The organism is Streptomyces sp. NPDC059900, assembly GCF_050270335.1.
GTDB lineage: Bacteria > Actinomycetota > Actinomycetes > Streptomycetales > Streptomycetaceae > Streptomyces.
In genome coordinates, this window is the sequence record NZ_JBNNJZ010000270.1 from 1 (window position 1) to 10,861 (window position 10,861).

General features: G+C 72.8%; 11 protein-coding genes. 5 read left to right on the forward strand and 6 right to left on the reverse strand.

Translation table 11 applies throughout. The annotated features are described in order from the left end of the window. Both ACQKIP_RS28245 and ACQKIP_RS28250 read left to right on the forward strand, forming a co-directional pair. On the forward strand, positions 1–422 hold a 422-nt coding region (locus ACQKIP_RS28245; RefSeq protein WP_427744471.1), incomplete at its 5' end, for a class I tRNA ligase family protein. 116 nt (positions 423–538) lie between these two features. Further along, on the forward strand, positions 539–1,495 hold the full coding sequence (locus tag ACQKIP_RS28250; protein ID WP_365855421.1) for a phospholipid scramblase-related protein: 957 nt from the start codon (positions 539–541) through the stop codon (positions 1,493–1,495). Between the two features lie 118 nt (positions 1,496–1,613). Here the strand turns inward: ACQKIP_RS28250 and ACQKIP_RS28255 are convergent, their stop codons facing one another. Continuing rightward, a complete protein-coding gene (locus tag ACQKIP_RS28255) occupies positions 1,614–2,537 on the reverse strand; it encodes a DMT family transporter (protein WP_365855419.1) in 924 nt (307 codons plus the stop codon). Then, a complete protein-coding gene (locus ACQKIP_RS28260; RefSeq protein WP_365855417.1) occupies positions 2,534–3,346 on the reverse strand; it encodes a phosphatase PAP2 family protein in 813 nt (270 codons plus the stop codon). Before ACQKIP_RS28260 ends, ACQKIP_RS28255 begins: the two co-directional genes overlap by 4 nt. 220 nt (positions 3,347–3,566) lie before the next feature. On the opposite strand from ACQKIP_RS28260, the gene ACQKIP_RS28265 reads away from it, so the two are divergent. Then, on the forward strand, positions 3,567–4,196 hold the full coding sequence (locus ACQKIP_RS28265; protein ID WP_427744477.1) for a TetR/AcrR family transcriptional regulator C-terminal ligand-binding domain-containing protein: 630 nt from the start codon (positions 3,567–3,569) through the stop codon (positions 4,194–4,196). Between the two features lie 197 nt (positions 4,197–4,393). On the opposite strand, the gene ACQKIP_RS28270 is transcribed toward ACQKIP_RS28265, so the two are convergent. Both ACQKIP_RS28270 and ACQKIP_RS28275 read right to left on the reverse strand, forming a co-directional pair. Further along, positions 4,394–5,443 (reverse strand): DUF2510 domain-containing protein, encoded by a 1,050-nt coding sequence (locus ACQKIP_RS28270; protein WP_365855413.1) that lies wholly within the window; start codon positions 5,441–5,443, stop codon positions 4,394–4,396. A 99-nt stretch (positions 5,444–5,542) separates the two neighbouring features. Then, positions 5,543–6,709: an anhydro-N-acetylmuramic acid kinase gene (locus ACQKIP_RS28275; RefSeq protein ID WP_365855809.1), complete on the reverse strand. Its 1,167-nt coding sequence runs from the start codon at positions 6,707–6,709 to the stop codon at positions 5,543–5,545. 131 nt (positions 6,710–6,840) lie between these two features. Between ACQKIP_RS28275 and ACQKIP_RS28280 the strand changes: the two genes are divergently transcribed. Next, the gene (locus tag ACQKIP_RS28280) at positions 6,841–7,833 is read left to right on the forward strand and encodes a hypothetical protein (protein WP_365855411.1); all 993 of its coding nucleotides are present in this window, start codon (positions 6,841–6,843) and stop codon (positions 7,831–7,833) included. Between the two features lie 54 nt (positions 7,834–7,887). On the opposite strand, the gene ACQKIP_RS28285 is transcribed toward ACQKIP_RS28280, so the two are convergent. Further along, positions 7,888–8,880 (reverse strand): acyl-CoA dehydrogenase family protein, encoded by a 993-nt coding sequence (locus ACQKIP_RS28285; RefSeq protein ID WP_365855409.1) that lies wholly within the window; start codon positions 8,878–8,880, stop codon positions 7,888–7,890. Further along, positions 8,880–10,034, reverse strand: coding sequence for an acyl-CoA dehydrogenase family protein (locus ACQKIP_RS28290; protein ID WP_365855407.1), 1,155 nt, complete (start codon positions 10,032–10,034; stop codon positions 8,880–8,882). The genes ACQKIP_RS28285 and ACQKIP_RS28290 overlap by 1 nt, the downstream gene beginning before the upstream one ends. Positions 10,035–10,174: 140 nt before the next feature. Here ACQKIP_RS28290 and ACQKIP_RS28295 point away from each other — a divergent pair. Then, positions 10,175–10,861 (forward strand): SDR family oxidoreductase (locus ACQKIP_RS28295; RefSeq protein ID WP_427744475.1); only part of this gene is annotated, 687 nt, incomplete at its 3' end.

A 10,861-nucleotide genomic window follows, 5' to 3' on the forward strand; every position in this document is an offset into this window, starting at 1 on the left:
ACCAGGCCGAGGGCGACGGCGGGGGCGCCGGGACGGAATCGGCGCGCGTGGCGCTGCGGACCGTGCTCGACGAGCTGCTCAGGCTGCTCGCGCCGGTCCTGCCCTTCGTGACGGAGGAGGTGTGGTCCTGGTACGAGCGGGGCTCGGTCCACCGCGCGGCCTGGCCCGTCCCGGAGATCCCGGCCGGGGCGGACGCCGGGGTCCTCGCGACGGCCTCGGAGGCCATCACGGCGATCCGGCGGGCGAAGTCCGAGGCGCGGCTCTCCATGCGGGCACCGGTGGCGGGGGTGGTCGTCTCGGGTCCGCGCGCGAGCCTGGACCGGTTCGAGCTCGCGCGGGCCGATGTGCGGGCGGCCGGGCGGGTCGCCGCGGTGGAACTGAGGGAGGCGCAGGCGCCGTTGGGGATCGAGGTCCGGCTGTAGCCCTTCCGCGGGCGCCATCCGTGCGGCGTCCGCGGAAGGGGCGTGCGGTGAGGCCGACATCACAGGTCCCGCCAAACGCTGGCGAACCGCCCGACCCATCGGGGTAGTGTGCCCGCGTGACAACGCATTCGAACACTCCTGCAGGCTGGTATCCGGACCCCCAGGGCGCAACCCAGCTGCTGCGCTGGTGGGACGGTTCCCAGTGGACCCAGCACACCAGCCCGGACCAGCAGGCCGGCGGCCAGGCCGCGCAGGCCCAGCAGGTCCCGCAGCAGGGGCAGCAGGTCCCGCAGCAGGCCCAGGCCGCCCAGCAGGCCCAGGCCGCCCAGCAGCAAGGGCAGTTCGGCCAGCAGCACGCCCCGCAGCAGGCCCAGTACGGGCACCCCCAGCAGGCGGTGCCGCAGGCCGACCCGGCCAAGGTGCAGCGCCAGGTCCAGCAGCAGGCGGGCGTCGCGACCACGGCCCAGGGTGGCGGCACGCTCTTCACCGAGCCGGTCCTCGTGGTGAACCAGAAGGCCAAGCTCATCGAGCTGACCAACGAGTACAGCGTCATGGACCAGTCGGGCAACGTGCTCGGCTCGGTCGTCCAGGTCGGCCAGAGCACCCTGAAGAAGGTCGCGCGGTTCGTCTCCAGCGTCGACCAGTTCATGACGCACAAGCTCGAGATCCGTGACGCGTACGGCCAGCCGGTGCTGCACCTGACCCGGCCCCGCAAGTTCATGAAGTCGCGGGTCATCGTCGAGCGCGCCGACGGCCAGCCCATCGGCGAGATCGTCCAGCAGAACATGATCGGGAAGATCAACTTCGCGATCATGGTCAACGGCCAGCAGGCCGGCGCGATCAAGGCCGAGAACTGGCGTGCCTGGAACTTCTCGATCGTCGACCACGCGGACAACGAGGTCGCCCGGATCACGAAGACCTGGGAAGGCCTCGCCAAGACGATGTTCACGACCGCGGACAACTACGTCCTGCAGATCCACTACCAGCTGCCCGAGCCGCTCTTGAGCCTCGTGGTGGCGACTGCCCTGACGGTCGACACGGCGCTGAAGCAGGACTCGCGCGGCTTCGGGTGAGGTTTTTCCTCACGGAGACGGGCCTCGGCGTCCTGGGTTCAGGGTGCCGAGGCCCGTCTCCGTGTTGCTTCTGCGCCCGCGGTTCTGTTGTGGCTTGTCGCGCAGTTCCTCGCGCCCCTTACGGGGCTACCGCGTGTGCCGCGCGGTTGGATTCCGCCTGAGTCGGAACAGACGGCAGGAAGTCTTCCGCGGACAGCTCCGAAGGTGCCTCTGTGTGCACCTCGTCCCGTGGTGAGCGGGTCAGGACCACGACCCCGTACGCCGCGATCGCCGCGCCACCCGCCGCCAGGAAGAGGCCGGCCACGCCTCCCTGGAGGCGCTCTCCGAGCAGGGCGAGGCCGATGGCGGCCGCGGCCACCGGGTTGGCCAGGGTGACGACGGCCAGCGGCGCCCCCAGGCCCCCGCGGTAAGCCGTCTGGGACAGGGCGAGACCGCCCACGGCGAACGCGGCGACGAGCACCGCCACGACGATCACCTGCGCGCTGAGCAGCGGACCCGAGCGGTCCGTCGCGGCGACCGTCACGGTCTGCGTGAGCGCGGATGCGACACCCGAGGCGAACCCGGAAGCCGTCGCGTGCCGCAGCCCCGGCCGCGTACCCGGCCGGGAGAGCACGCCGATCACGGCCATCGTGGTGCCCGCGACGGCCAGCGCCTCCGTCAGGGTCAGCGTGTCGTCGGGCGCGGGCCCGGACGCGGTGAGGAGCAGGGCGCCCAGGCCGATGAGCGTGAGCCCGGTGCCGCGCCACTCCGGGGGCGTGACCCGCCGCCCCGCGAGCCGCGCGCCCAGCGGTACGGCCGCGACCAGGGTGAGCGCGCCGAGCGGCTGGACCAGGGTGAGCGGACCGTACTTCAGGGCCGCCACGTGCAGCAGCGCCGCGGAGGCGTTGAGTCCCACGGACGACCACCAGGCCCCGCTGCCGAGCAGCCGCAGGAAGCCCTCGCCGCTGACGCGCGACGCGAGGCGTTCCTGGGCCACGGCGGCGCAGGCGTACGCGGCGGCCGACACGAGGGAGAGCGCGACGGCGAGGAGCGTCGAGTTCATCGTCGTACCCCCGGAGCGGCCAGCTGCTGGGTGGGTGCGTGCCGCCGTACGACTCGGGACCGTGCGGGGTCCGGCAGCTTGATCACGGCGAGTGCGATGCCGAGCAGCGCGGTCACCGCGATGGCGTCGAGCCAGTAGTGATTGGCGGTCCCGACGACCACCAGCAGGGTGATCAGCGGGTGCAGCAGCCACAGCCACCGCCACCGCGACGAGGTGGCGGCGATGAGCCCGACGGCGAGCATCAGCGCCCACCCGAAGTGCAGGGACGGCATGGCGGCGAACTGGTTGGCCATCGTGTCCGTCTGCGGGGCTGCGCCGTAGACGCTCGGCCCGTACACCTGCCCGGTGTCCACGAGCCCTGCCGCGTGCAGCATCCGGGGCGGCGCGAGCGGGAAGGTCAGGTGCAGCACGAGGGCCGCCGCGGTCAGCGCGGCGAGCACCCGCCTGCTCCATACGTAGTGCCGGGGCCGGCGCAGGTAGAGCCAGACCAGGAACAGGACGGTGGCCGGGAAGTGCACGGTCGCGTAGTAGCTGTTCGCGACGTGCACGAGGGTGTCGCTGCCGAGCAGCACGTTCTGTACGGCGCCCTCGCCCGGCAGATGCAGGGTGCGTTCGGCGTCCCACACGTGGTGGGCGTTGCGGAAGGCCTCACCGGTGTGGCCGTTGGCCAGCTGCCTGCCGAGTTTGTAGACGAGGAAGAGTCCTACGACGAGAAGAAGCTCGCGGACGAGGGGCGGTCGGGCAGATGTGTCCGGCTCCCGGACGGCTATGTCCGGTTCCCTTTCTGCGGGCTCGGTTCGGGATTTCATCCCCCGGCCCCTTTACGTGACGACTGGGTGGTGCGGGTGTGTGGTGCGAGTGCGTGGTGCGGGTATCGAGCGGGGGAGGAAGCGCCCCGCTCATCGATACGCCAATGTACCGATACGCCAGTGTACCGATACGGAGCCGTACCGGTACACTGGCGTATCGATAGCGCCGGTCGAAGCCGTCGCACCGAGGAGAAGAGTCATGACGTCGCCGGACCAGGCAGTGGACGCAGCGGCAGCGGACCCGGGGGCAGTGGACCCCGTGGGCTCGTCGCGCCGCTCCAAGATCACGCCCGAGCGTGAGCAGGAGTTCTACGACGCGGTCCTCGACCAGCTCCGCGAGTGCGGGTACGACGCCGTGACCATGGAGGGCGTGGCCGCGACCACCCGGTGCAGCAAGTCCACGCTCTACCGCCAGTGGAAGACGAAGCCCCAGTTCGTGGCCGCCGCGCTGCGCGCCAACCGCTGCGTGCGTTTCGCGGGCATCGACACCGGCACGCTCGCCGGTGATCTGCGCGAGGCGGCGAAGGCCGCGGGGGAGTGGTCGACGCGCGACAGCATGCTCGTGCAGGCGCTCAGCCACGCGGTGCTTCAGGACGAGGATCTGCGCAGCGCGCTGCGCGAGGCACTGGTGGAGCCGGAGACCCGGGCGCTCGACGACCTGGTGGAGCGCGGCGTGGCCCGGGGCGAGATCGCGGCGGACCATCCGGCCACGAAATTCATCACGGCTCAGCTCATGGGCGTGGTCCGGGCCCGCCCGGTCCTGGAGGGCAAGTACGCGGACGAGGAGTATCTGTCCGCCTTCGTGGAGGCGTGCGTGCTGCCCGCGCTCGGTCTGACCAGACCCACCTGATCGTGGACCGGGGTCCCTTGGATGACGGGCCCCGATCTGCCTGCGCCGCGCCGCACCGTGGGGACGGGGGTGGCGTGGCCCCCCGTGGCCGGGGGGGGGGGGGCCCCCCGGGGGCGGGGGGGGCGGACCGCGCGGGGTTCCCCCCGCCCGGCCTCGACGTTTCCGGGCTGCCGCCGCGGGCCCCGTCGGGGTCCCGGTCAGACCTCCTGGCCGTTGCCGCCTCCGGACGAGGCCTTGATCCCCTTGGTGATCTCGTCCATCACGGACAGCTTCGGGGACTTGTCGTTGACGTCGATGCCGAAGCGGACGATGACGAGCTCGTCCTTCATCACGGGGGACGGGAAGGCCAGCGACTGGACGTAGCCGTCGTCGCTCTTCTCCGTGACGGCCTTCCAGCGGACGAGGTAGCCCTTCTGCCCCGCGACGGTCACCTCCTTGGACTCCAGCTCCTTGTGCGAGGTGATCTTGCCGTAGGTCTTGCCGCCGTAGGACTCCTTGGCATTGACGGCGATGTCGGCCTTGGCGGCTTCCTCCGCCGTCTTGGCGTCGTTCTTGAAGCCCTTGGCGAGCCCGAGGTACGCGCCGCCGCGGGTGCAGGTCTTGGAGGCTTCCCTGGGGCACGGGTAGGGGCCCGTGGTCACCGAGGCGCCGCCGTTCTGGCCCGACGTGCCGGTCCAGTCGTCCGGCACGGGGAGGCTGAGGCCGCTGGCCCTGTCGGCGGTGAATCCCTCCTCCGAGGGCGCCTCGGAGGGGCCGCCGGGCGGCTGGGACTGATCGGGGTCCTGTGGGTCCCCGGGGTTCTGCGGGTTTCCGGGCTCACCGGGCTTCGCCGGGGCGGAGGACGAGGGGGCCTTCGCGGCGCTGTCGCCGTCCCCGTCGTCGTCGGAGGTCAGGAAGTAGACGCCGCCGCCTATCCCGGCAAGCACCACGAGTGCCGCGCCGACGGCTATGCCGGTGCGCAGGCCCCGCTTCGGGGCGGTGGGCTGCCCCGGGTAGGCGGGGTAGCCCGGATACGGGCCCGGGGCGCCTGCGGGGGAGCCCGCCGGGGCGCCGGGCGGATAGGACGGAGGAGCCGTCGGGGCCGGGGGAGTGTGCGCGGTCGCCGGATCGGAGCCCCACCCGGCGGCGGATCCCACCGCGCGGACCTGGTCCGTCCATACGTTCCCGTCCCACCAGCGCTCGGTACGGGGACCGTCAATTGTCTGGCCGGGGTCGGGATACCAGCCGGGAGGGGTTACCTGGGTCATGGGCGCCAGGGTATGAGCATTCGGTGAAAGTGGGATGAGAGGGGGCCTCTACGAAGACCGACGGCCGGCCGAGTCACGCGCGGGGAGGCCGGGGCGAGTTCACCCCAGTCCGTCCACTACCAGGCGTACCGGCCCGCCGCCCGCCGGAGCGGGCACCTGGATGCCGGCCCGCCCCGGAGTGATCGACCCCAGCACGCTCGCGTGCCGGGCCCCCGTGCTCTGCGGCACCGTCCCCGGCAGCCCGTGCGCCGTCAGGAAACCGAGCACCGCGAAGGCATACGCCTCCTTGGCGGCGGACGGCAGCCCGAGCTCGTCGGAGGTACGCACCGGGATGCCGCCCCCCAACTCGGCCCGCAGGAAGGTCATCAGCGTCGGGTTGCGCGTACCGCCGCCGGAGGCGATGACCTCACCGGCACCGACCGCCCTGACGGCGTCGGCGACCGTGCGGGCCGTCAGCAAGGTGAGCGTGGCGACGACGTCCTGCGGGGCGAGGGCCTCGTATCCGGCGAGCGCCGCCCGGAGGTAGGGCAGATGGAAGAGCTCCTTTCCGGTGGTCTTCGGGGCGGGCCGCGCGTAGTACGGCTCGCCTAGCAGGTCCGCGAGCAGCCCCTCGTCGACCGTGCCGCGCGCGGCCATCTCGCCCTCCGGGTCGTACGCGAGCCGCCCCCCGGTCAGTTCGCGTACGGCGGCGTCGATGAGGGCGTTGGCCGGGCCCGTGTCGAAGGCGGTGCCGTCCGGGGCGGTGATGTTCGCGATGCCGCCGAGGTTCAGCGCGGCGGGGGAGCCCGGCCTGCCGCGCAGCCACATCCGGTCGACGATGCTGACCAGTGGGGCGCCCTGGCCGCCCGCGGCGATGTCGCGGGGCCGGAAGTCGGAGACCACCGGGAGCCCCGTCCGCTCGGCGATCCACGCGGGCTGCCCGATCTGCAGGGTGCCGTGCGTCTGGCCGCCCTCCACCCAGTGGTAGACGGTCTGCCCGTGCGAAGCCACCAACTCGGCCCGCCCGTCGCACAGTTCGCGGTCCGCCTCGGCCGCCGCCGCGGCGAAGGCCTGGCCGATGCGGGTGTCGAGGCGGCAGACGTCCGCGAGCGTGGTGGCGGCGGGCGGCAGCGCGGCGCCGAGCGCAGTGCGCAGCGCCTCGTCGTATCCCCTGGTGATGAGGCCCAGCGGGGAGAGCAGCAGACGGTCGCCGTCGATCGTCAGGTCGGCCGCCGCGGCGTCGATGGCGTCGTACGAGGTCCCCGACATCAGCCCGATTACGCGCACGCGCTTGCCCCTCTCGCTCTCCTGGCCAGTGTGTTTGATCATCGCAGCGATGACGTGGCATGTGCACTCGCACGTACGATCCAGTTTCGGTTGCGGAGATGGATTGCAGAGGCAAGGGAGGCGGCTGGTTCATGTCCGGCACGGGCAGCACCACGGGACCGCCGGCCGGTCCGCGCACAGGGGTGCGCCGCACGAACCTCACCCGATCCGACGGCTCCTGGAACGGCCTGCTCCTCCAGGTGCCGGACCAGCCGCGGCCTGGGCTGTGCCTGCGGACCGCGGGGAACCGTCTGCTCCTGACACAGGGAGCCGCCGCCGACCCGCTGCTCCTCGCCCTGGTGGACCCGCACCACCAGGGCGTCGACTTCTACCGGACCGGCCGCTACCGCTCCCTCGTCCCGCCGCTTCGCGCGCGGACGGCCCGCGGCTACGGCGGCTGCCCGCAGCGCTGGGCCCACCACTTCGCGTCGCTGCTCGCCTCATCGCCCGACAGCCCGCTGCACGGCGGACGATGGGTGCTTTCCCCGGACCCGCTGCTGCTTCTGAGGCCGAATCACCGTGGCTGGCCGCATGGCGAGTACTGGCGCTCCCTGCTCGTCGAGGGTGACCCCGACGGCTACATCGACTGGTGGATCCACGACGGCTCGTGGGAGATCCTTCCGCTGCGGGCCATGCCGGAGGCGGACGACGCCCGGGTCAAGGCGTACCGCAAGCAGGCGAGGGACGGCACGCTGCCGCCCGTCCTGCTCTGGTGGGTGAGCGGGCTCGACAGCCACCTGATCCTGGACGGTCACGCCCGGCTGGCCGCGGCGATCGCCGAGTCCGTGGAACCGGCCGTCCTGGAACTCCTGCGGACCACCCCGCAGGACGAGGTGGACGCCGGCACGGAGCGGGCCGTGGTGACGTACGAGAGCGAGCTTGCGAGGTTCGCCGAACTGCGCGCCGCGCAGGGCCCCCACGTCCCCGACGGCGCCGAATTCGCGGGCCCGGCGCTGGCCCGCCGCCTCGGCCGGCTCCGCACGGGCCGGCGCCCCACCTGGGCGTGGCCACTGGAGGGCGGCGCCCGGGAGTGGCGCCGCATCGCCCGCGAGGAGGTGGGTGAGGGGGGTTGGGAGTACGCGTGAGAGACCCAGGGGGGCACGGGGAGGCCGCCACCCCCCCCTGGGCCCGAGCTCGCGTCAGTCGGCCCCGCGGTCCCCGGCCAGGACCAGGCGGCGGCACTCCGCAGGGGTGCCCCAAGCCGTGCGCAGCGCGCGGGCCTTCGTCAGCCACAGGGACAGGTCGTACTCCTCCGTGTAACCGATCGCTCCGTGGAGTTGCAGTGCCGCGCGTGCGGCGGTGTAGGCGGCCTCGCTCGCTGCTGCTTTCGCCGCTGCCACGTCCGGCGTCTTCATGGTCAGCGCCGCCCCGTACAGCAGGGGGCGGGCGAACTCCAGGCCTATCAGGACGTCCGCCAGGCGGTGCTTGACCGCCTGGAAGCCGCCGATCGGGGTGCCGAACTGGGTGCGCTGTTTCACGTACGCCACGGTCTTGTCCAGGAGCGCGAGCCCGACCCCCAGCGCCTGTGCGGCCGTCGCGAGCGCGGCCCAGTCGGCCGCGTACCGCGAAGCTTCGGTCACCGACGGGCCCGCGGCGAGGAGTTTGCCGGGCCGGAGCCGGGCGAGGCGCCGCGCCGGGTCCAGCGAACGCTCTACGCGCGCGTGCCCGGAAGCCAGGCGCAGTTCGCCGTCCGCGGCGGTCAGCCGCACCGTCGCCGCGTCCGCGTCCAGCGCGAACGGCCCCCCTTCGGGGAGGGCGAGCGTCGCGACGGCCTCCCCGGAGGCCAGGGGCGCCAGGAGCCGCTTGGCCGGAGCCGCGTCGCCCAGTTCGGCGAGGCGGGCGAGCAGCGCGCCCGCCGCCACCGTCTCGACCACGGGCCCCGGCACCGCATGCCGCCCCAGCTCCACGAAGGCGACGGCTGCTTCGACGGGGAGCAGCCCCGCCCCCTCGTACTCCTCGGGAACGGCCAGGGTGAACACGCCCGCATCCGCGAGGCGCTCCCACACGGCCCGCCCCGGCGCGTGGTCCCCGGCGGCCCAGGCCCGCGCGAGCGCCGGGGTGCCGGCCGCCGCCAGCATCGCGTCGAGCGAGCGCGCGAACTCCCGCTGCTCGGCGTCCAGGAGGAACCTCATCAGCGGCGTCCCTTCGGCAGTCCGAGCAGCCGCTCGGCGATGATGTCGCGCTGGATTTCGTTCGTGCCCGCGTAGATCGGCCCGGCGAGCGAGAAGACGTACCCCTGGGCCCATTCGCCGACGTCCGCCAACTCGCCCTGTGCGCCCAGGAGATCGAGTGCGGTCTCGTGCAGCGCGATGTCGTACTCGGACCAGAAGACCTTGTTCAGGCTCGACTCCGCGCCGATCGTCTCGCCCGCGGCGAAGCGCGACGCGTTGGCCCAGGTGAACAGCTGATAGGCGCGGGCCCCGATCACGGCGTCGGCCACCCGGTCGCGCAGCGCGGTGTCCGCGGGATCGCCTTCGGCGCGCCACTGCCGGACCAGTCGCTGGGCCGCGGCGACGAAGCGGCCGGGGGAGCGCAGCGTCAGGCCGCGTTCGTTGCCGGTGGTCGACATGGCGATCCGCCAGCCCTGGCCCGATTCGCCGATCACGTCCTCGTCCGGCACGAAGACGTCGTCGAGGAAGAGTTCGGCGAAGGCGTGCTTGCCGTCCAGGCGCCCGATGGGGCGGACGGTCACGCCGTCCGCGTCGAGCGGGAACATCAGATACGTCAGGCCACGGTGCGGCTTGGCGGAGTCGACGGCGGGGTCGCTGCGGAACAGGCCGAACGCGCGGTCGGCGAAGGCGGCCCGCGACGACCAGGTCTTCAGCCCGCGGAGCAGCCAGCCGCCGTCCGTGCGGCGCGCGGTGGAGCGCAGCGACGCCAGGTCCGAGCCGGACTCCGGCTCGGACCAGGCCTGCGCCCAGATCACCTCGCCCCGCGCCATCGGAGGCAGCACCCGCGCGCGCTGCTCGTCGGTCCCGAAGTCGAAGAGGGTCGGCGCGAGGAGATTGATGCCGTTCTGCGAGACCCGGCCGGGGCCGCCCGCCGCGAAGTACTCCTCCTCGAACACCAGCCACTTGACGATGTCGACGCCCTGCCCGCCGTACTCCCCGGGCCAGGAGACCACCGACCAGCGGTCCGCCGCGAGCTCGCCCTCCCAGGCGCGGTGGGCCGCGAAGCCCTCCAGGGTCTCCAGCGAGGGCAGCGGCTCGCGGGGCACGTGCTCCGCGAGCCAGTCGCGTGCCCGCTGCCTGAACTCCTCTTCCCCGGCGGTGAAGTCGAGGTCCATCAGTGGCCCACCTCTTCGGTCGGTTCCTCGCCGGCTCGTCCCTGGTTCTTCTCCGGCAGTCTTCCCTAACAAGTGTTTGGTAGATTACCCTGGGATCGAGTCAGTCGTCGATAGCCAGTCGAGAGCCGAGGGGGCCGAGCGTGGACGCACCCGCGTATGTCCGGGGGCATGATCTGCTCGCGGGCCGCACCGCCGTCATCACCGCCGCGGCCGGAGCCGGCATCGGCGGCGCCACCGCCCGGCGCTTCCTGGAGGAAGGCGCGCGCATCGTCATCGGCGACGCCCACCCGCGCCGCACGAAGGAGACGGTGGAGGCGCTGGCCGGGGAGTTCGGCGCCGACCGGGTGGACGGCACGCCGTGCGACGTCACGGACGAAGCCCACGTGCAGGGTCTGTACGACCTGGCCGAGCAGCGCCACGGCGGTTTGGACATCGTCGTGAACAACGCGGGACTCGGCGGCACCGCCGAGCTCACCGAGATGACCGACGAGCAGTGGGACAAGGTCATCGACGTGACACTGAACGGCACGTTCCGCTCCACCAGAGCCGCCCTGCGCCGCATGCGGGCCGCCGGCCGGGGCGGAGTGATCGTGAACAACGCCTCGGTGCTCGGCTGGCGCGCCCAGGCGGGCCAGGCGCACTACGCCGCGGCGAAGGCCGGCGTCATGGCCCTCACCCGCTGCGCCGCGGTCGAGGCCGCCCCCCATGGCATCCGGATCAACGCCGTGTCGCCCAGCCTGGCCATGCACCCGCATCTCGCGAAGGTCACCTCGCCGGAGCTGCTCGAAGAGCTCACCGCGCGCGAGGCGTTCGGGCGGTATGCCGAG